15 protein-coding genes are annotated in these 20,665 nt (G+C 73.0%); 6 read left to right on the top strand and 9 right to left on the bottom strand.

From position 1 onward, the window contains the following. Positions 1-2: 2 nt before the first annotated feature. From AC559T_RS33620 to AC559T_RS33610, 3 genes are all read left to right on the top strand, one after another. Positions 3-4,574, top strand: coding sequence for a cation-translocating P-type ATPase (locus AC559T_RS33620; protein WP_498871260.1), 4,572 nt, complete (start codon positions 3-5; stop codon positions 4,572-4,574). Positions 4,575-4,678: 104 nt separating this feature from the next. Beyond that, positions 4,679-5,707 (top strand): undecaprenyl-diphosphate phosphatase, encoded by a 1,029-nt coding sequence (locus AC559T_RS33615; protein WP_498871259.1) that lies wholly within the window; start codon positions 4,679-4,681, stop codon positions 5,705-5,707. Between the two features lie 116 nt (positions 5,708-5,823). Then, a complete protein-coding gene (locus AC559T_RS33610) occupies positions 5,824-8,445 on the top strand; it encodes a cation-translocating P-type ATPase (RefSeq protein ID WP_498871258.1) in 2,622 nt (873 codons plus the stop codon). A gap of 46 nt (positions 8,446-8,491) precedes the next feature. Here AC559T_RS33610 and AC559T_RS33605 read toward each other — a convergent pair whose 3' ends face one another. From AC559T_RS33605 to AC559T_RS33580, 6 genes are all read right to left on the bottom strand, one after another. Then, positions 8,492-8,674, bottom strand: a complete 183-nt coding sequence (locus tag AC559T_RS33605; protein ID WP_498871257.1) for a hypothetical protein — start codon at positions 8,672-8,674, stop codon at positions 8,492-8,494. A gap of 14 nt (positions 8,675-8,688) precedes the next feature. Beyond that, positions 8,689-9,234 carry a histidine phosphatase family protein gene (locus AC559T_RS33600; protein WP_498871256.1) on the bottom strand — a complete coding sequence of 182 codons (546 nt, stop codon included), beginning with the start codon at positions 9,232-9,234 and terminating at the stop codon, positions 8,689-8,691. Between the two features lie 109 nt (positions 9,235-9,343). Then, complete coding sequence (locus AC559T_RS33595) at positions 9,344-9,661, bottom strand: helix-turn-helix domain-containing protein (protein WP_498871255.1); 318 nt, start codon at positions 9,659-9,661, stop codon at positions 9,344-9,346. Then, positions 9,658-10,023 (bottom strand): type II toxin-antitoxin system RelE/ParE family toxin, encoded by a 366-nt coding sequence (locus tag AC559T_RS33590; protein WP_112106307.1) that lies wholly within the window; start codon positions 10,021-10,023, stop codon positions 9,658-9,660. Before AC559T_RS33590 ends, AC559T_RS33595 begins: the two co-directional genes overlap by 4 nt. Before the next feature lie 87 nt (positions 10,024-10,110). Then, complete coding sequence (locus AC559T_RS33585; protein ID WP_498871254.1) at positions 10,111-12,270, bottom strand: bifunctional copper resistance protein CopD/cytochrome c oxidase assembly protein; 2,160 nt, start codon at positions 12,268-12,270, stop codon at positions 10,111-10,113. 5 nt (positions 12,271-12,275) lie between these two features. Then, a complete protein-coding gene (locus AC559T_RS33580; protein WP_498871253.1) occupies positions 12,276-12,908 on the bottom strand; it encodes a copper resistance CopC family protein in 633 nt (210 codons plus the stop codon). Positions 12,909-13,047: 139 nt separating this feature from the next. Between AC559T_RS33580 and AC559T_RS33575 the strand changes: the two genes are divergently transcribed. Further along, positions 13,048-13,917, top strand: coding sequence for an LLM class F420-dependent oxidoreductase (locus tag AC559T_RS33575; RefSeq protein WP_498871252.1), 870 nt, complete (start codon positions 13,048-13,050; stop codon positions 13,915-13,917). Between the two features lie 337 nt (positions 13,918-14,254). Here AC559T_RS33575 and AC559T_RS33570 read toward each other — a convergent pair whose 3' ends face one another. Beyond that, the gene (locus tag AC559T_RS33570; RefSeq protein WP_498871251.1) at positions 14,255-14,602 is read right to left on the bottom strand and encodes a VOC family protein; all 348 of its coding nucleotides are present in this window, start codon (positions 14,600-14,602) and stop codon (positions 14,255-14,257) included. A 143-nt stretch (positions 14,603-14,745) separates the two neighbouring features. Next, the gene (locus AC559T_RS33565) at positions 14,746-15,732 is read right to left on the bottom strand and encodes a LysR family transcriptional regulator (protein WP_498871250.1); all 987 of its coding nucleotides are present in this window, start codon (positions 15,730-15,732) and stop codon (positions 14,746-14,748) included. 122 nt (positions 15,733-15,854) lie between these two features. Here AC559T_RS33565 and AC559T_RS33560 point away from each other — a divergent pair, with 122 nt between their 5' ends. Beyond that, positions 15,855-17,102: an MFS transporter gene (locus tag AC559T_RS33560; protein ID WP_498871249.1), complete on the top strand. Its 1,248-nt coding sequence runs from the start codon at positions 15,855-15,857 to the stop codon at positions 17,100-17,102. A gap of 112 nt (positions 17,103-17,214) precedes the next feature. Here the strand turns inward: AC559T_RS33560 and AC559T_RS33555 are convergent, their stop codons facing one another. After that, entirely contained in the window at positions 17,215-18,993 is a 1,779-nt protein-coding gene (locus tag AC559T_RS33555; protein WP_498871248.1) for a bis-aminopropyl spermidine synthase family protein, read from the bottom strand. A 96-nt stretch (positions 18,994-19,089) separates the two neighbouring features. Between AC559T_RS33555 and AC559T_RS33550 the strand changes: the two genes are divergently transcribed. Further along, positions 19,090-20,568 (top strand): NAD(P)/FAD-dependent oxidoreductase, encoded by a 1,479-nt coding sequence (locus tag AC559T_RS33550; RefSeq protein WP_498871247.1) that lies wholly within the window; start codon positions 19,090-19,092, stop codon positions 20,566-20,568. Positions 20,569-20,665: the final 97 nt, after the last annotated feature.

The following is a 20,665-nucleotide window of genomic DNA, read 5'->3' as shown; positions in this document are numbered from 1 at the left end:
CGGTGGTGGGGCGCCTCCCGCTGCCCTCGCCTCGCAGCGCCGCGCGGGCGCTTGTCGCGGAGCTTCACCGGCCGTCGCGGCGGCCCCGCGCGGTGTGGTGCGGCGCTGGCTCCGCCCACGTCGAGCTGCTCCGGCGGGACGTGCACGACCACGCGGCCGCCGCCGTCCGGGCGCTTGAGGGAGTCGACTGGGCCGAGGTCGACGAGGGCCTCGGTCGTCTCCTGGTCGCCTTCGACGCTGACGCGGTCGACGTCGCTGACGTGATCGACGCCGTGGCCGAGGTGGAGAACGCCGCCGCGGCGCGACCGCGGCCCGCCACCGAAGCCCCGTCGACCAGAGCCCTGTCGACAGAAGCCCCGTCAGCCGGGGGGCCGCACGCCCGGCCGCGGGGGCAGGATCGGAACGGGCACCCCGGTGATCCCGGACCGGTCGCCGCCGAGCTCGTCGCGCTCGGCGTGGACGCCGCCGCCTTCGGTTTCGCCGTGGCCGGACGGTTGCTGCGGCTGCCGGCGGTGCCGCGCGCCGCCGCCGCGGCCGTGGCGCTGGTCGACCACCAGCCGCGGGCCCGGCGCGCCGTCGAGCGCGGGCTCGGCCGCACGGGCACCGACCTCGCGCTCGGCCTGGCGAACGCGGGGGTCGCCGCGCTCAGCCAGAGCCCCGACATGATCCTCGTGGGCGCGGCGCACCGCTGCGCCACGCTGGGAGAGCTCCTCGCCGCGCGGGCCGCGTTCACCCGGCTCGAACCCGAGCTGGGCCGGGCGACCCGCGGCGCGCACAGCGCGGCCCTCGGCCGTCTCGGTGAGGTCGCGCGGGAGCGACGGCCGCGCCCGCTGCCGGCCGGCCCGGTGGAGCGGTGCGCCGACCGGATGGCCGCGGCCGGGCTGGCACTCGGCGCGGCGACCCTGGCGGTGTCCGGGTCGCCGGTGCTCGCCGGCGACCTGCTCCTCACCACCGTTCCCCGCGCCGCGTGGCTGGGCCGGGAGGTGTTCGCCGCGACGGCGGGCCGCCGGCTGGCCGGTCACGACGTACTGGCGCTGGAGCGGTCGTGCCTGCGCCGCCTCGACCGTGTCGACACCGTGGTGGTGTCGCCGGCCGCCCTGCTGTCCGGCGCGGCGCGGGTGCTCTCGGCACCGGACGGCCCCAGCTGGACGGTCGTCGACGCCCTCGTGGACGGGCTGGACGTGTGGCGCCCGTTCCGCCCCGGCGCGGTCGTGGCCCGGGACGGCGCCGTCCGGCTCGTCGCCGCGCACGCCCGCGGGGCCCGCCGGGCGGCCGACCCCGACGGCCTGCCCGTGGAGCTGCGCGGCACCCGGCCCGTGGTGAGCGGGCTCGTCGGTGTCGAGACGGACGGGCACGCGGAGGCGGTGCTGCGGGCGGCGCGCGCCTGCGGCAGCGTCCTGCTCGGCGAGCACGTCAGCACCGCCGAGTTCACCCCGCTCGTCGACGCACGGGTACGCGGCGGGACGGATCTGGCGACCGAGGTGTGGCGGGCGCAGGCCAGAGGCGCGGTCGTCCTCGTGGTCGGCTGCGGCTCCGACACGGACGCGCTGCACGTCGCCGACGTCGGTGTCGGGCTTGTCCGTCCCGGGGAGCGGCCGCCCTGGTGCGCGGACCTGCTCTGCGTGCGCGGGCTCGCCGATGTGTGGCGGGTGCTGCAGTACCCGGTGCCGGCCCGGGCGACCAGCCGCCGGGCGGCCTCCCTGGCGGTGTCCGGTTCGGCGCTGTCCGCCCTGACCACCGTCGTCGGTGGGGGAGCCTCCGGACGTCCAGGCCGCTCACTGGCCGGAGCGCTGGCCCGGGGCGGCCCGGTGAGCGCCGCCGCGGTCAGCTCGATGGCGGAGGGTCTCGTGGCCGCGTCCCGCGCGGACCGACGTCCACCGCCGGCGCCGGTGCGGCGTACGGACTGGCATGCGCTGGACGCGGAGGCGGTGCGCCGCCGGCTGCCCGCCGCACCGCGCGACCCGGCGGAGCCGGGCGGGGTCCGATCGGACGGCGCCGGCGCCCACCCGACGGTCAGGTCGTTCGGGAAGGGCGCCCGGGAGCTCGGCGCCGCGGTCGTCGCGGACCTGCGGGACCCGCTCGTACCGGTGCTGATGGTGGGCGCGGCGGCCAGCGCCGTCCTCGGTTCGACGGTCGACGCGGCGCTGGTGGCCGGGGTCTCGGTGACGAACGCCGTTCTCAGCGGTGCGCAGCGGGCCCGCGCCGAGGCCGCGATGCGCGGACTGATGGCGCGCCACCTCGCGCTCGCCCGGGTCGAGACGACCGATGGCCTCCGCGTGCTGCCGGCCGACGAGCTGCGGCCAGGTGACCGAATCCTGGTACGGGCCGGGGACGTCGTCCCCGCCGACGCGCGGCTGCTCGCCGCGGACACCCTCGAGGTCGACGAGGCGTCGCTGACCGGCGAGTCCGTCCCTGTCGGCAAGTCCGTCGAGCCGACGCCGTCCGCCGATCTCGCCGACCGCAGCTGCATGCTCTTCGAGGGGACGACCGTGCTCGCCGGCACGGGCCGGGGAATCGTCGTCGCCGTCGGCGAGGCCACCGAGGCCGGCCGCGCGAGCGCCGCCGTGGTCGGCACGGCGGCGCCGGTGGGCGTGCAGAACCGGCTGGGTGATCTCACCCGGCTCGCGCTGCCGCTGACCGCGGCCAGCGGGCTCGCTGTGACCGCCCTGTCGGTGCTGCGCGGGGCCGGGGCACGGGAGGCGCTCGGCGCGGGGGTGGCGGTGGCCGTCGCCGCGGTGCCGGAGGGTCTGCCCCTCGTCGCCACGGTCGCCCAGGTCGCGGCCGCCCGCCGACTCGCCCGCCTCGGCGTGCTCGTGCGCTCCTCGCGCACCGTCGAGGCGCTGGGCCGGATCGACACCGTCTGCTTCGACAAGACCGGCACGCTCACCGAGGGCCGCCTGGTGCTGCGCGAGGTCGCGGTGGTGGGCGGCGCGTCCCGGGATGACGTGCTTCGCGTCGCCGGCGCGGCGAGCCCCCGGCCGGACGGGCCCATCCCGCACGCCACCGACCGTGCCGTGCTGGCCGCGGCGGAGCCGCTGGAACCGCTGGGCCGCCGACTCGCCGAGCTGCCGTTCGAGACCGCGCGTGGCTACGCCGTCACGATGGTGCAGGCCGGTGACGCCACGGTGCTGGCGGTCAAGGGGTCGCCGGAGACGCTGCTCGACCGCTGCCGGATGCCCGCCCGGGACGTCGCGGCGGCCCACCGCACGGTCGACGCGCTCGCCGCGCGGGGCCTGCGTGTGCTCGCTGTGGCTCGTTCGAAGCCCTTCCACCCGCAGTCCCCGGCACCGCCCGCACCATCGGCGCCGCTGGCGCAGCGGGCCGCGGTGGCGTGCGGGCCGGTCGACATCCCGGACGCGCTCGTGCGGGATCTGGAACTTGTCGGATTCGTCGGGCTGGCGGACACGCCGCGCCCGACGGCCGCCCCCGCGATCCGCCGACTGACCGGTGCCGGTCTGCGCGTCCTCGTCGTCACCGGCGATCATCCGGGCACCGCGGCCGCGATCGCCGCCGAGGTCGGGCTCCGCGTCACCGCCGGCGCCGTCGTCACCGGGCCCGAGCTCGACCAGCTCGGGGACGAGGAGTTCGGCCGCCGGGTCGGCACCGCCGCGGTCTTCGCCCGGATCTCCCCGGAGCAGAAGGTACGGCTCGTGATGACCCTGCGCCGGCAGGGCCGCACGGTGGCGATGACCGGTGACGGCACCAACGACGCGGCCGCGATCCGCGCGGCGGACGTCGGCGTCGCCGTCCAGGGACGCGGGTCGGCGGCGGCGACCGGGGCCGCCGACCTGCTGCTCACCACCGCCGACGTCGACCGGCTGGCAGACGCCGTCATCGAGGGCCGGCGGATGTGGCAGTCCGTCACCGACGCGGTGTCGGTGCTGGTCGGCGGGAACGCGGGCGAGGTCGCCTTCACGCTGCTCGGCGCGGCCGTGGCGGGCCGGGCGCCGCTGAGCCCGCGTCAGCTCCTGCTGGTCAACCTGCTGACGGACATGGCGCCCGCGATGGCGCTGGCGGTGCGCGGCCGCGGCGGCGACCCGCCGCACTCCGCGGACACGATCCTCGCCGGCCCGCTGCGCCGCGCGATCCTGCTCCGCGGCGCGACCACCGCGGGCGCGGCGACCGCCGCCTGGGCCGTCGCCCGACGCACCGGCACCCCGGGACGGGCCTCGACCGTGGCGCTGCTGGCCGTCGTCGGATCGCAGCTCGGGCAGACGCTCGCCCTGGCCGGCCGGGATCCGCTCGTGATCGCCACGGCGGCCGGGAGCTTCGCGGTGCTCGCCGGGATCGTGCAGACCCCCGTGGTCAGCACCCTGTTCGGCTGCCGGCCCGTCGGCCCGATCGGCTGGACGATCGCGGTGGTCTCCGCGTCCGTGGCGACCGTGGTGGCAGTGGGGTCAGACCGCGCCCACCGCGGGCGAAGCGCCCAGCCAGCGGCGGACCAGCCCGGTGACCAGCAGCACGAGCACCGTTCCGACCGCCTCGACGAGCAGACCAGCGAGAAGCTCCGTCATGACCCCGCCTCCTTTCCCGCAGCAGATGGCATTGCGGTTACGGTGAGCCAGCCTGGTTAACGTGAGGTGACGGGCGGGGCTCGAGTGGATGGCCAGGCGGAGAAGCCGGCATCCGACGGCCGCGTGCGGGCCGGTACGGTGCTCCCGGTGAACGGAATCCTGCAGTGAACTGGGCGGAAGGCGCGGTCCTCGGTCTGGTCCAGGGGCTCACCGAGTTCCTGCCGGTCTCCTCGAGCGCGCATCTGCGGGTCGTGGCCGCGCTGGCCGGCTGGGACGACCCCGGCGCCGCGTTCACCGCCGTCACCCAGCTCGGCACGGCCGCCGCCGTGATGGTCTACCTCCGCGCCGACATCGCCCGCCTCGGCCGCGCCTGGCTGCGGTCGCTTGCCGGCCCGGTCCCGGGGCAGCTCACGGCGCTCGGCGCGCGACCGGGGCCGGAGATGAGGCCGGGGTCGGGGTCGTACTCGAATCCAGCGCCGGATCCGGCGCTGGCCGCGGACGCCCGGCTCACCTGGCTGATCATTTTCGGTACCGTGCCGATCGGAGCCGTCGGGTACCTCTTCGAGGACGTCATCAAAGGCCGGTTCCGTGATCTGCGGCTGACCGCGGGCGCCCTGGCCGGCGTCGGCGCGCTGCTCGGCGCCGCCGACAGCCTGACGGCCCGGCGCGCGGTGCGCGGCGGTGCCATGACCATCGGCGGTGCGCCGCGCGGCGGCCGGCCGCTGGCGGAGCTGTCCGTGCGCGACGGGCTCCTGATCGGGCTCGCGCAGGCCGCCGCGCTGGTGCCGGGGGTGTCCCGCTCGGGGGCGACCATCGGTGGCGGCCTCCTGCTGCGCTACTCCCGGGAGGCGGCTGCGCGCTACTCGTTCCTGCTGGCTGTTCCCGCCGTCCTGGTGTCGGGAACCTTCGGGCTCCACCGTCTCTACCGCGAGGTCCGGCCGCACGCCGCGACGGCCGCGACGGGTGCGACGGGTGCGACGGGCGAGGCCGGCGAGCGGGCGGCCGAGCCGGCCTGGGGTCCGCTGGTCGGCGCGAGCGTCGTGGCGTTCGTCGTCGGGTACGCGGCGATCGCCTGGTTCCTCCGGTACGTCTCGGCGCACGGTTTCGCGCCGTTCGTCGTGTACCGGATCGGCCTCGGGCTGCTGCTGCTCGCGCTCGTGCTCGGCGGCAGGATCCCGGCGACGCCGGCCTGAGCGGCCCGGGAGGCCCGAACTGTCGGCGGCGGGGTGTCCAATACCGTTGGCGCTCGGGGGACACACGCCCAGGGACACCCGGGATCCGAGGACCGACCGAACGAAAGTGAGTGACGATGGACCGGCCAGCGGCCACGACGTCCGCGTCCACCGAACAGGACGACCCCCGGGACGAGCCGCGCACGGCGACCGACCTCGACACGGATCCCGGCGCCGATACGGACACCGGTACCGACACGGATCCCAGCGCCGACACGGACATCGGTACCGATATGGACACCGGCACCGAGACCGGCGCCGACCTTGGCACTGACGCGCGGGGCCTGAGCGCCGCCGAGGTCGCGGAGCGGGTCGCCGACGGCCGGGTGAACGACATCCCGGTCCGTTCCAGCCGGTCGGTCGGCGAGATCGTCCGGGCGAACGTCCTCACCCGGATCAACGCGATCATCGGCGTGCTCTTCGTCCTCATCGTGATCGTCGGCCCCGTCCAGGACGCCCTGTTCGGCGGCGTGATCATCGCCAACACCCTGATCGGCGTCATCCAGGAGATCCGCGCCAAGCGGACCCTCGACCGGCTCGCCGTCGTCGGCGAGGCCCGCCCGGTCGTCCGGCGCGACGGCGTCGCCGCCGAGCTCGCGGCGTCCGAGATCGTGCTCGACGACGTCGTCGAGCTCGGCTCGGGCGACAAGATCGCCGTGGACGGGTTCGTCCTCGAGGCGGAGAACCTCGAGGTCGACGAGTCGCTGCTCACCGGCGAGGCCGACCCGGTGCACAAACGTCCCGGCGACACGGTCATGTCGGGGAGCTTCGTCGTCGCCGGGTCCGGCGCGTTCCGCGCGACCCGCGTCGGCCGCGCCGCCTACGCCGCCCAGCTCGCCGAGGAGGCGAGCCGCTTCACCCTGGTCCACTCCCAGCTCCGCAACGGCATCAACACCATCCTGCGGGTCGTCACCTGGATGATCATCCCGACCGGGGTGGCGCTGATCATCAGTCAGATCCTGGTGAACGACGACGACCTGGCGGAGGGCATCCGCCGGATGGTCGCCGGCCTCGTCCCGATGGTGCCCGAGGGCCTGGTCCTGCTCACCTCGGTGGCGTTCGCGGTCGGCGTGGTCCGGCTCGGCCGCCGCCAGTGCCTCGTCCAGGAACTGCCGGCGATCGAGGGGCTGGCCCGGGTCGACGTCGTCTGCCTGGACAAGACCGGCACCCTCACCGAAGCCGCGATGGACGTCGTCGAGCTGCGCATGCTCGACGACGACATCGAGACCGGCGGAGGCAAGGAGACCGACGGGAGCAAGGCGACCGCCGAAGCGGTGCTCGGCACCCTCGGCGCCGCGGACAGACGTCCCAACCCCAGCATGCAGGCGATCATCGACGCCTGGCCGGCGCCCGCCGGATGGACCGTCCAGGCCGACATGCCGTTCTCCTCGGCGCGCAAGTGGAGCGGCGCCGAGATCACCGACCCAGCCGACCCGACCGGCCCGGCGGCCACCTGGCTGCTCGGTGCACCGGACGTGCTCCTCCCGGAGAGCCATCCGGCGCTCGCCGAGGCCGACCGGTTCGGCGAGCAGGGCCTGCGCGTCCTGCTGCTCGCCACCTACGGCGCGACCCTCGCCGAGGCCGTGGCCGACCCCGCCGAGGTCCCTGGACTGACCACCCCGGTCGCCCTGGTCGTCATCGCGCAGCGCCTGCGGGCCGACGCCTCGGACACGCTGCGCTACTTCGCCGAGCAGGGCGTCGCCGCCAAAATCATCTCGGGAGACAACGCCCTGTCCGTCGGCGCCGTCGCCCACACCCTCGGCCTGCCCGGAGCCGAGAACCCGGTGGACGCCCGCACGCTCCCCGCCGACCCGGAGGCCCTCGCCGACGTCCTGGAGGCGAACTCGGTCTTCGGCCGGGTCAGCCCGCAGCAGAAGCGGGAGATGGTCGCCGCACTGCAGTCCCGCGGGCACGCTGTCGCGATGACCGGCGACGGCGTCAACGACGTGCTCGCCCTCAAGGACGCCGACATCGGCGTCTCGATGGGCTCCGGGAGTCAGGCAACCCGCGCGGTCGCCCAGATCGTCCTGCTGAACAACAGCTTCGCCACCCTGCCCTCGGTCGTCGGTGAGGGCCGGCGGGTGATCGGCAACATCGAGCGGGTCGCGAACCTGTTCCTGACCAAGACGGTCTACTCGGTGCTGCTCGCCATCGTCGTGGTGATCACCCAGGTGCCCTACCCGTTCCTGCCCCGCCACCTGACCCTGATCGGATCACTCACGATCGGGATCCCCGCCTTCTTCCTGGCCCTGGCCCCGAACGCCGAACGGGCCCGCCCGGACTTCGTCGGCCGGGTCCTGCGCTTCGCGCTGCCCGCCGGGGTGCTCGCCGCCGCCGCGACCCTGACCTCCTACTTCCTCGCCCGCTCCATCTACGACGGCGACCTCGACGCCGAGACGTCGATGGCGACGCTCACCCTGTTCCTCGTCGCCCTGTGGGCGCTGGCGATCGTCGCCCGGCCCTACACCTGGTGGCGGATCATGCTCGTCGCGACGATGGCGCTCGCGTTCGCGGTCGTGCTGGCCGTCCCCTACGGGCAGGAGTTCTTCCAGCTTTCGCTGGTCGGCACCACCGGCCCGTGGACGGGTGCGGCCGTCGCCCTGGCCGGCGGCATCGCGCTGGAGATCAGCTGGGTCTTCACCCGCCGCCACCTCGACGCCGAAGCGACCCGGAGCCGCCCGACACCGGCCCGTTCCTGACGACCTGGTCAATCCGCGGCGAGCGGAGGGCTCAGCGGCGGCGCCGTCACCGGTCTCGAGGAGGAGGGGCCCGGTGCGGTTGAGCAGGGTCAGAAAGGTGGGTGGCCGCGTTGTACTCCACCAGCGTCAGCCGGTCACCATCGTGGGCGAAACGGGTGATCGCCGCGTTGATGACCGGCCCCTCGGCGACCATCGCGGCCAGGTCGTCGAAGGACAGGCTCTCGATCACATACCGCATCATGATCACAACGGCGTCATGCGCGACGAGGAACATCCGACGGCCAGGGTAGAGGCGATCCAGGTCTTCCAGCAGCGAGGTGAGGCGGACCGCGATGTCCCGAAGGACTCACCCCCGGGCGGCCGGTAGGCGAACGGCCCCGCTGCGCGACTTCGTTCGACCTCGGCGGGAAACCGGTCGGCGATCGCGGCGGATGTCAGCAGCTCCAGCCGCCCCATCAACCGGTCGCCCGGGCGGTCGTCCACGACGGGCTCCGGTAGCCGTAGCCCGGTGGCTTCCGCGGTGGTGGCGGCGATCTCCCAGGTCTCTCGCGCGCGCTGGTAGGGGGAGCAGACGACGACCTCAGGGCGACGCATGATGGGCGGTCGCGCGGCGAGGCCCCGCCCCAGCGCGGCGGCCTGCGCCCGGCCGAACGGGGAAAGCGGGACGTCGACATCGCGGCCGGTGATGCCGGTCTCGGCCCGTCCCGCGGCTTCGGCCTCGGCGAAGGCGATGTTGGCGGCGCTCAGACCATGCCGGACGACCGTCACCTCCGCGAACGAGTAGCCCACGGCACCGCCTCTTCTCCCGCGTAGCAGCCGCTGCGTCCCGCAGACGCTGAATATCGGTGCTTGCGCGTCCGACCTAGCGCGGCCAGAGTGTCGAAGGGCGCGTTCTCGATCATGCGATCGCGGCGATGTCCCCGTCGTCGAAGTAGATCGCCTGGTGCAACCGGCCCCCGAGAGCAGCGGCATATCTGGCGACGATGTCCTGACCGGAGACAGAGCCCTGCTCGATCTGCGAGATCCGGCCCTTGGTCACCCCCATGCGCTCCGCCACCTGCTGCTGGGTCAGACCCCGCGCCCGACGGACCTCGGCAAGCCGGTGCCCGACCGCGACCGCCAGGAGCTCCTGTCTGCCGGCTGCGACTGCCTCCTCTCCGCCAGCCCTGGCAACCTGCTCGGCGCGGATGTCGGCCCACCGTGTGTAACCACTCATCGCCGATCGCTCTCTTCCTGACCGCGTTCCACGAGATAGGTCTTGTAGCGCTGCTCGGCCAGCGGGATCGCTTCGGCGTACCACGCGTTCCACTGCCCGGCTTTGTCTCCCGCGACGAGCAGGATGCTCGACCGCCACGGGTCGAAGCAGAACAGGACCCGCACCGTACCCGGCCTGAGTTCCTTCAGATTCGGCACCGCCGAGCCGCTGATCGTGTCGACCAGCGGCCTGCCCAATCCGGGGCCAGCCTCGGCAAGCAGGTCGATAGCCTGCACGACTCGTGCGTGTGTAGCCGTATCCAAGTCGTCGATCCACTCGCGGACCTCGTCGACGAGGTAGACCTCCCACTGTCGCCCGCCCACTCGAGAAGTATAGCGCCTGCTAAACCAGTGGGCATGGCCACACCACCCACGTCAGATGATCATCTTCGGAATTGGGAGCTGGAACGGTCAGGAGCCTGGTCCGGTGGTGGGGGAGCCGGTGTCGCCGCGCTGGGCCGGTACCGGCGGGACGGTCGGTGCGGCCTGTTTCGCCGGCGCGGGCCGTCCGCCGTTGAGGCGGGCGAGGTAGGCGTTGTAGGCGTCGAGCTGTTCGTCCACCCCGGCGGCGTCGACGCGGCGCTCGCGGGTGCGGGCGCGGCGCTCGTCGGTGCGGGCCCACTGCACGGCGAGGACGAGCAGCACCACCAGGGTCGGGACCTCCCCGAACGACCAGGTGATGCCCCCGGCCGTGCCCTGGTCGTGCAGCGGGCTGACCCCCCAGGGGCGGACGAGCTGCTCGTACCAGCTGCTGCCCAGCACCGTGGACGTGCTCATGATCGTGAGCCCGAGGAAGGCGTGGAACGGGACCACCGCCATCAGCATCAGCACCCGCCCGGGGTGCGGTGGCCGCTTCGGCAGCGGGTCGATGCCGATGAGGACCTCGAAGAAGTAGAAGCCCGTCATCAGGAAGTGGGCGTTCATCGCCAGGTGGCCGAGGTGGCTGTTCATCAGGTAGCCGAGCAGGTCGCTCAGGTACAGCACGTACAGGCTGCCGGCGAAGTTCGCGGTGACGAACAGCGGATGGGTCACCACCCGCGCGGGCCAGGAGTGCAGCCCGGCGAGCAGCCACTCGCGCGGCCCGGCGCGGTACGGCGCGGACGCCGGCCGCAGCGCGCGCAGCGCGAGGGTGATCGGCGCGCCGAGCACCAGCGGGATCGGCGCCAGCATCGTGAGGATCATGTGCTGGGTCATGTGCACGCTGAGCAGCACCGGCCCGTAGGTGCCGAGGCCGCCGGACGTCACGACGGCGACCAGCGCGAGTCCGGTCAGGAACCCGATCGTGCGGCCGATCGGCCAGCTGTCGCCGCGGCGCGCGAGCCGGATGACCCCGGTCAGGTACAGGCCGGCGGCGAGGGCGACCAGGCCGAGGAACACCCAGTCGGGATGCCAGGAGGTGAGGAGCCGTCCAGGTGTGATCGGCGGTGGCATCGGGTAGCCGAGCAGGCCCTCGGTCGGGTCGGTCGGCAGCGCCGAGTCGTTGACCGGCGGCGCCGTCTGCGCCAGGCCCGCTGCCAGTCCGAACGTCGCCGCGAGAACGCAGATCTCGACCGCGGCGAGCCGCCGGAACGCGCTCAGGCGGGTGGGTACGCCGCCGGCGGCCGCATTCGCCGTGCCCGCGCCTGCCGTGGCCGCGTCGACGGTGTCCGCGGGCTTGGGGTCCGTTCGGACGGCACTCGCGTCGGCGCGGTCGCCGGCCACGGCAGCGGTGATCACCCGGCGGCGCACGAGGGCGCCGAGCGTGACGGCGGTGAGGAGGCCGGCGGCCTTGCCGAGCACCAGCAGGCCGTACCGGTCGTCGAACAGCGGGCCGAACCCGCCGAGCCGGACGGCGGCGCTGGCCACGCCTCCGACCGCGGTGGCCCCCGCGGCCCAGGCGGCCAGCCGCGAGTAGCGCCGCAACGCGGCGAAGAAGGTGGTGTCCGGCAGGGCCCGCATGGTCAGCAGGGCCAGCAGGCCGCCCATCCAGACCACGGCCGCCGTGATGTGCAGGCCGAGCGCGATGACGGCGAGCGCGTGCTGTGACGATCCGGCCGCGTGCCCGGTGACGACCGGGGGGAGCAGCGCCGCGCAGGCGAGCGCGAGCAGCCATCCGGCGGCCACGGTCGACATCAGCGTCGCGCTCACCAGCGCGACGGCCAGCGCCGCGACGGCCACGATGAGCAGCGCCCTGCCCTGCGGGGCGGCGGAGACGAAGGAGCGCAGCGCCGCAGGGTCCAGCACCTCGCCGGGTGGGCGCGCGGTGATGTCGGAGGCGGTGAACACCAGCTCGGCCAGCGCCGCCACCGCCCACACCGCCGCCGAGACCGCTGCCGCCCGCCCGTGGCGGCGTGCCACCGCGCCGAGCCGGCCCTGTTGGGCGGGGATGAGTACGGCCGCGGCGAGCAGCCAGCCGACCGTCCCGACGGCGGCCACCTCGCTGACCACCCGGGCCACCGGCAGCCCCCAGTGGGTGAGCGAACCGGCGTCGGGCAGCCCCGGCAGGTCCACCCCCGCGGGGCCGGTGGCGACGACGGCCACCAGCGCGACCAGCGCCAGCAGCGCGGCCAGTGCGACAACGGGAACGGCCATCGTTCCTACTCCCGGTTCCGTCGGATCAGCAGTACCGCGCCGCCGAGTACGGCCAGCCCGGCGATGACCACTCCGATGACCCAGCCGTTGCCGCCGTCCCCGGCGGGTTCCGAGGTGGCCGGCGGCGTCGGCGCGGGGTCTGTCGGCCGCGGCGCGGCGGTGGTCGCCGTGCCCGGGGTCGTGGCGCCGCCCGGCGGTGCCGCGGGTTCGGGTGTGGCCGTCGTGGCCACAGCGGCGGGGGGAGCGGCCACCGCGAAGGAGAACTCGCCGCTGATCGGATGCCCGTCAGTCGAGACCACACGCCAGGCGACGTGGTAGTCGCCCGCTGTGACGTCCCGCACCGCGACCGAGAGGGTGGTGTCGGTGACCTGCGGCGGATCGGCCGGGATCTGGCCGCCGCCGGCGCGGGTGACCGCGACAGTCGCGTAGTCCGCCCAGACGGCCTCGCTGAACACCAGCGAGATCCGGGTGGGTGGCGCCTCCAGGGTCGACCCGTCGGCCGGGTCGGTGCTGCGTAGCGTTGAGTGCGCCCAGGCGGGACGGGGCGTGACGAGAATGACGGCCAGCATCATCACGGCGACTGCCGTCAGGGTCGTGAGCGCTGCGGTCGACGTCGCGGCGAGCGATCTTCGTTGCACCGGGTCCAGTCTACTTTCTACGTTTGGTAGAAGGATCGGCCGTGGTGTGGTCCCGGCCGAGCCGGCCGAGCCGCCCCGACCGGCGTGTCAGTGGGGTGGCGATCAACATCCTCAAGATCGGCAGCGCACAATGACGTCCATGCAGATCGGTGTCGTCTACCCGCAGATCGAGCTTCGAGGCGATCCGAACGCCGTCCGGCGGATCGGGACCGCCGTCGAGGACCTCGGCTTCGACCACCTGCTCGCCTACGATCACGTGCTCGGCGCCGTACATGCCGACAGGACGCCCGCGCTGTCAGGCCCCTACACCGAGCAGGACCCGTTCCACGACCCGTTCGTGATGTTCGCTTATCTGGCCGGTATCATCGAACGTATCGGTTTCGCGACCGGGGTCCTGATTCTCCCGCAGCGTCAGACCGCACTCGTGGCCCGGCAGGCAGCCGATGTCGATCTCCTGTCCGGCGGTCGGCTGCGTCTCGGTGTGGGGGTCGGCTGGAACTCCGTCGAGTACGAGGCCCTCGGCCAGGACTTCCGCACCCGCGGGGCTCGGCAGGAAGAACAGATCACGCTGCTTCGCCGGTTGTTCACCGAACCCGTCGTCGACTTCTCCGGCCGCTTCGACCGGGTCGACCGGGCCGCGCTCGTGCCGAAGCCGTCCCGGCCCGTCCCGATCTGGCTCGGCGGGTCCGGCGAGGCCGCGTTCGACCGGGCGGCCCGGCTCGCGGACGGTTTCGTCTTCTTCGGCGGCTTCGGCGTCGATCACGCCCTGGCCGCCTGGAAGCGGCTACGCGAGAAGTTGCACGGCCTCGGCCGGTCGGTCGAGGAGTTCGGCGCCGATTACGTGGTTCTTCCCCGGGGCGGAGTAGGCGACCTCACGGCGGAGATCGATGCCTGGCGCGAAGCCGGCGGAACCCACGTCTCCGTGGCCACGATGGGACGCGGCCTGGACTCCGCTGACGGTCACGTCGACTATCTCGCCACGGTCGCGGACGCGCTCAACCTGTCGTGACGAGCGCGGCAAGGCTGCCGGGCACGCCCCACGAGAAGGAGCCGATGTCGCGCCGTCCGGGCGTACTCCGCTAGGCGAGGCTGTCGAGAATGTCTACGACCTGCGCGAACTGCTGTTCGTTGGATGCGTGCGGGGCGTCGATCGTGTGGACGTCGAACAGGTTGTCAGGGTGAGCCGGCCGGCCTCGGTGATCATGCTGTGAACCGCTGACGCTCCAGGCCGCCCGAGGCGGCGAGGTCGCCTGATGCCGCGTTACGACACGGAGCGGTATCAGAAGCTGGACGTGGTGCGCCGGCGTTTCAAGAGCCCGGCATCACCGGTAGATCGACGGTGCCGGTCAGGTCGACGGGTTCTCGATCAGAGTGATGGTGTTGCCGGCCGGATCGCCCACCGAGGCCAACTTCGCGTTCTTGGTCGTCTCGGTGACCTCGCCGAGCGTGATGCCGCGCCCGGCCAGGACCGCCGTTTCGTCCTCGAGATCGTCGACGGCGAAGTTCAACGCCGATCCTCCGGCGTGGTCGACGTCGCGGAAGACCTGCACCCACGCGTCATTGGTGATGTGCCAGTCCGCCAGCCCCGGCATCGGACGCGCGTCGGCGGGCCGGCCGAACAGCCGTTCGTACCAGGCGATCGACGCGTCGAAGTCGGCTACCGGGACGACGGACAGAACCTTGGTGACAGGCACGGGGATCACTCCAGACCGAGGCGGGCGCTCACGCGACATCATCTGCGCCTGGTCCTGCCCGTTCCGCCCCGACGTCACCACCCTGCCGGCGTCGCGCTCTCCTTACTTCTACTTCTCGCGCGGCCGGTCAGCGGTCGATCGAGTCACCTTGGTCGAGGTTGGCACCCGCGAGCATTCGCGATGTCGTCGCCGCCGCGCCGTGGCGTCGTTGCCCAGGACGGGAGCCAGACCGTCTCAGGGAGCCTTGGCAGGGTTCCGAGGTGGGTGATGATCGCGCGGAGTCCTGGGTGTGGATTCGTTCTGGGGAGGATGAGCGAGAGGGGGTATGCGAGCGTCGGATTCACGATAGGGATGCGGCGTAGGTCGTGGTTCGTCGGCCAGATGTATCGGTCGCGTGCCCCGACGAGGGTGGCCACGTCTGCGGAGTCCGCGAGGGTGTCCAAAAGTACCTCATCGCCGAAGTGCGGGCCTGCCGCGTCGATGCGTAGGTCGAAGTCGGTGGCGAGCTGGTCGTAGAACTCCGCCCATTCGCTTCGGGGCGCGATACCTGGCACCCATATCCGATGCTGGCGCAGCTGCGGTGGCGTCAGTCTTCGCGCGGCGGCGAGCGGATGTCTCGGGCCGACGAGAAGTTCCAGCGGGGAGTCGAACGCATGGATCATCTGCACGCCGCGTGGCAGCGTGGCCGGGTCGGTGACGGTACGGAACGAGGCGTCGATATCGCCTGCCTCGACGGCGGTGACCGCCACGCGCGGGTCGTTGACCCTGAGGGTCACCACGTCGAGGTTGGTTTCGGGATGCGACCGCCAATAGTCGTGCAGAACAACGGCCTGCGCGCTTCGCAGGCCGAGAACGTCGATCCGAAGGGCCCGGGAGCCCGGCCTGACCGCGGTTATGGCGCGATCGGCACCCGTGACGATGCTCCGCGCGTGCGGGAGAAAAGCCTGACCGTCGAGCGTCAGTTCAACCCCTCGGGCAGTACGGGTGAAAAGCCGGACTTCCAGCCCGCGCTCCAGGGCGGCGATCCGCTTGGAAACCGCCTGTTGCGTCACGCCCAGCTCGTCGGCCGCATGTTGCAACTGTCCGAGCTCGGCCGCCCGGACGAACGATCGCAATGCCTCGGTGTCCACTGGTTCATCTTAGGTGCGCACAACTGTTGGTTGTGGCTCGCCGAGGAATCGGTTGTTTGATCGCGCTCAGCATGACTGATGTGCTTCGGGCATCCAAACCGTCGGTTGTCGCGAGGAGCCATGTGCGTGTGAGATCGGGGCCCGGCTTCGGGTGGCTGTGGTCGGCCTACGCCGTCAGCACATACGGCACGTGGATCGCTTTCGGGGCGTTCCCGCTCATCGCGGTCCGGGTGCTGCACTCGTCGGCATTCGCCGTCTCGTTCCTGGGAGCAGCCGGCCTCGCCGTCGCCGCGATCGTCGCGGTCCCGCTCGGGCCGTGGATCGAGCACCGGACCAAGCGCCCCGTGATGATCGCGACGGACCTGGTTCGGTTCCTCGCCATGGCGAGCGTTCCGATCGCGTACCTTCTCGGCCTGCTGTCCTACGGCCAGCTGCTGGCCGTCTCGGTCATCTCCGGAACGGCGAGCATCGCCTTCGCCGCCGCATCCGGTGCGTACCTGAAGCACCTCGTCCACTCGGACCATCTGCTCGTCGCGAACGGGAGATTCGAGGGCACGAGCTGGGTGGCGACCGCGGCCGGCCCGCCTCTCGGCGGAGCGCTCATAGGGCTGCTCGGCCCGGTCGTCACCGTCGCCGCCGACGCCTTCAGCTACCTGCTCTCCGCGCTCGGGGTCCTCCGCATCCGTGGCGGCGACGTCGCAGCGCCCCGCGACGCGGCCACCAAGGTGCGCGCCACCGACCTTCTGAGTGGCTGGCGATTCATCCTGCACGACCGCGCTCTACGACGTCTGTTCCTCAACTCCGTGACAGTCAGCGGTCTGATCATGGCCACCAGCCCGCTCCTGGCCGTCCTTCTGCTGGGCGAGTACCACGTCCCCGCCTGGCAGTACGGTCTCGCCTTCGGCATCCCGGCACTCGGCGGCTTCGCCGGCGCCCGCCTCTCCGCGCGCCTCGTCACCCGCTACGGTCGGCACCGCGTCATGATCGTCTCCGGCTGGCTGCGCTCGATCTTCCCGCTCGGACTCGCCCTGACCCGTCCCGGCATTCCCGGACTCCTCACGGTAATCGTCGTCGAGGCCCTGCTGATCACCTGCATGGGTGTCTTCAACCCCATCAACGCGACAGAACGCCTGCAACGCACTCCCGCCGGCCACGTCGCACAAGTCCTCAGCGCATGGAGCATCAGCGGCAAACTCGCCCAGGCGACCCTCATGGTGATCTGGGGCGTCCTCGCGACGCTCACCAGCCCACTCACCGCCATCACCATCTCCGGCGTCCTCCTGCTCGCCACCCCCCTCTTCCTTCCCCAGCGGATACACATGCCCGACCCCGCGGTTGGCGCGCCAGTCGAAGCTGTCCGTTCCGTATGACTCATCGCAACGCCCGACTCACTCCAGAAGGACGCCGCTTCGCCCACACAAGCGGTGAGCCCAACCGTGAACGACTTTGATTTCGCGTTCGTATCCAGGCCTGATCGCCTGATCAGTCCTGCCCATGGTTGGGATTCTGAGGGGCGGGCGCTGGTGCGGCCCTCGGCGCGCGGACGGCCTGGAGTACCCGCTCCAGGCGTGCACGAGGGGTCTCGATCGCGGCCAGGTCCAGCGTGTCGAGATCGACGGTGCCCACCTGGGCTCGGACCAGCGCGCGGGCGTCGTTCTTGGAGAGCGTCCGTCCGTCCCGGGCGGCCGCGCGGATCACGCCCTCGCGCAGCACGTTCCCGATCCGGCCGTGGGCCCGTTCGAGCAGCCAGCGCGCGGCGACGTCTGACGCGGGCGGCCGGAGCGGACCGTCGGCGCCCACCCGGGCGTCCGCCTCGCCGTCGCCGTCGCCCGCGTCGACCAGATCGGCGTGGACGACCTCGTAGCCGCCGCTCTCGGTCCCAGCCGCCCCCCGTGGACGTCCCGCCGTGGCCGGTGGGGGGAACGTCAGGCGGTACTTCGGGGCGACCAGGCTCGCGAGAGCGGCCCGGGCGCCGGGGGTCGACACGTCGGGATGGTCGACCGGCACGACGAACCGGACCTTGCGGGCGGTCACGGCGAGCAGGGCGCGCAGCAGCAGCGGCCCGGGGTCGGCGGTGAGGTCCACGGCGACGTCCGCGTTGTCGCCGAGGTCGCGAAGGTAGTCCGAGCCGGTGAACAGCGAGCGCAGGCCGAGGCGGCGGGCGCCCGGCGATCCGGCGGCGGTGGCGTCGCCGATCACCGTCGCGGCCGGCCCGAGCTCGACCGCCGCGGTGCTCTCCACGGACTGCGTTCCGTGGGTGTAGATGCGTGTTCCGAAGCTCTCCACCACCCGCTCGAGGACTTTCCACGTGCGGCTGGTCGGCGCGCACACGTACAGATCGCTGGCACTTCCCACGGCCTGCGCGCCGTCATAACGGTTGAATGCCGGCAGTATGGCTTCGAAGACGACGCCGAACTGCTGCATGGACTGCTGTACCTGAAAACCCAGCATCGGATGGAGCCGGCTGTGGCCGTAGGCGACGACGACGACTCCGTTTTTCCGGTCACCCAGGCCGGCGAGCGCTCGCCCGAGGAAAAGGCCGACCCCTTCGGGGGTGTACGGCGGATCGGTGAGGACGAGGTCCGCCCACTCCCGCGCGGCGGGCGGCAGGGTGAATCGCAGATCGCCGAACAGCGTGCGGATCGACAGTCCCTCGGATCGTGCCGTGGCGTCGATGTAGGCGAGGGTCCGCTCATCCAGGTCGATCACGGTGATCTCGACGCCGGGCTGCCGCCGGGCCAGCGCCACCGAGGTCAGGTCGTGGTCGCCGACGAACAGCACCCGCCGGCCGGCCAGGTCGTAGGTGCTGGTGAGCCAGGCCGCGCGGCGGGCCAGCGTCGCGGCGGTCGCCGCCACGTGGTCGAGATCCCGGCGGGGCGCCGGGGCAGCCGCGATCAGCCGGCCCAGGGCGTCGAGCTCGACGCCGCTGCCGGCGCCGCCGCCGACACGGCTTGCGGCGAGGCCGTCGGCACCGGCGCGGGCGTCGCCACTGGCGCGGGCGTCGGCCGGTTCCAGCTCGTCCAGAGCGAATCGGGCGCGATACCCGGCGGTCAATTCCGGCCGTATCCGGTGGCCGTGCTTGTTTTCGGTGAGATCCTCGCCAAGGCTGCGCAGAAGCTCCTCGACCGCGCGCCGCGGTGTCGCGGTCCGGGCTATCAGAACCTCGATCGGCTGGCTGCCACGGGTCAACAGCGAGAGAATTTCGCGCAGTGGACGGGATCGCACACCGTAGCCGTCGACATAGGCGGCGGCGTTGTCCATCGAAGGGTTTTCCGTCGGGACTTCTCCCGATGGGACACCGTCCGCCGAGGAATTTTCGCCGATCATGTCGATATTCATATCATCGGGGGAGCAGCCGTGGTCGGGTCGGTCCCGGAGGTGCCGTGGAAGCCGACCGGGCGGCCGACGCCGGGGCGGCGGCCGGACCCGACGGAGCAGCGAGGCCCGATGGGCCGGGCGGACCGGACGGGCTCGACGGCCCCGACTGACTTCGGCCGGGCCGGGGTTTCCCGGGTGGTCGTCGTCGGTGGCGGCTTCGCCGGGGTGAGCCTGCTGCGCCGGCTGGAATCCGCGCTTCCCGCCGGTCGCGCGGAGCTTGCCGTGGTCTCACCCGTGGACCATCTGCTCTACACCTCGCTGGTGCCGCAGGTCTGCGCCAGCACGGTGGAGCCCCGCCACCTGGCCGTGGCGCTGCGTGCCGTCCTGCGTCGCACGTTGCTGCGGCTCGGTGACGTCGTCGCCGCCGACCTGTCCGCGCACACGGTCACGGTGCGCTCCGCGGACGCCACCACCCGGACCGTCGGCTGGGACAGGTTGGTCCTCGCGCCCGGCTCGGTCACCCGCACCCTGGACGTGCCCGGCCTCGACGAGCACGCCCTCGGGCTGAAGAACCTCGACGAGGCCGTGGCGCTGCGCGACCACGTCCTGCGCCGGCTGGAGCTGGCCGACGCCGCCGACGACCCGCGCCGCCGGGCGGCGCTGTGTACGTTCGTCGTGGTCGGCGGCGGTTACACCGGGACGGAGCTCGCCGCGCAGATGGTCGGGTTCACCCGGCACGCCGCGGCGGCCTACCAGCGGCTGCGGCCGTCCGACGTCCGCTGGCTGCTGGTGGATCACGCGCCGCGGGTGCTGCACGAGCTCGCGCCGGCGCTGGGGCATCGCGCCGCGCGGGTGCTCGCCGGGCGTGGGGTCGAGGTCCATCTGGGCACGTCGGTGGTGGAGATCGGGGCCGAGGCGGTCACGCTCGCGGCTGGCGGGCCGACGGTCCGCACCCGCACGGGCGTGCCGACCCACACGGTCGTCTGGTGCGCCGGCGTGAGCCCCAGCCCGCTCGTCGCCGCGCTCGGGCTGCCCACCGCGCACGGCCGGCTGATCGTGGACGAGTTCTTCCGCGTGCCCACCGCGGACGGGGTGTTCGCGCTCGGGGACGCCGCCGCCGTCCCCGACGTGACGCGCGGGGGAGCGCCGGCCGGGCAGACCGCGCAGCACGCGATCCGCCAGGGCCGGACGGCGGCCCGCAACGTGGCCGCCTCGCTCGGGTATGGCTCGCCGCGCCGGTACCGGCACCGTGACCTGGGCTTCGTGGTGGATCTCGGTGGCCGCGCCGCGGTGGCGAACCCGTTCGGCCTCACCCTGAGCGGGCCGCCGGCGGCGCTGCTGACCCGGGCCTACCACCTGGCCGCGCTCCCCGCGGGCGCGAACCGGGTCAGGGTGGCGACCGACTGGGTGCTCAACAGTGTGCTGGGCCAGGAGATCACCCATTTCGACGAGTCCGTCCCGGAGCGGGCGGAGATCGCCACGTCGGAGCACACCCGGATCTACCAGCCCACACGCTGACAGGTCGCCGGGGTGACAGCCGGCTGGAGATCCCGCGTGCGTTGCGCCGCGTCGGTGGAATACATCCCTACGATCGCGGAGGTAGGTCCAGTTCTTA

Source organism: Frankia sp. Hr75.2, from assembly GCF_949319125.1.
Lineage (GTDB): Bacteria > Actinomycetota > Actinomycetes > Frankiales > Frankiaceae > Parafrankia > Parafrankia soli.
Note: the sequence above shows the minus strand (reverse complement) of the source record. Positions and strands in the feature narration are given on the sequence as shown.

Bases quoted from the DNA above. Each gene is read 5' to 3' on its own strand.
- AC559T_RS33610 (WP_498871258.1), top strand. From the start codon at position 5,824: ATGGACCGGCCAGCGGCCACGACGTCCGCGTCCACCGAACAGGACGAC.
- AC559T_RS33555 (WP_498871248.1), bottom strand. From the start codon at position 18,993: ATGGACAACGCCGCCGCCTATGTCGACGGCTACGGTGTGCGATCCCGT.
- AC559T_RS33595 (WP_498871255.1), bottom strand. From the start codon at position 9,661: ATGAGTGGTTACACACGGTGGGCCGACATCCGCGCCGAGCAGGTTGCC.
- AC559T_RS33575 (WP_498871252.1), top strand. From the start codon at position 13,048: ATGCAGATCGGTGTCGTCTACCCGCAGATCGAGCTTCGAGGCGATCCG.
- AC559T_RS33585 (WP_498871254.1), bottom strand. From the start codon at position 12,270: ATGGCCGTTCCCGTTGTCGCACTGGCCGCGCTGCTGGCGCTGGTCGCG.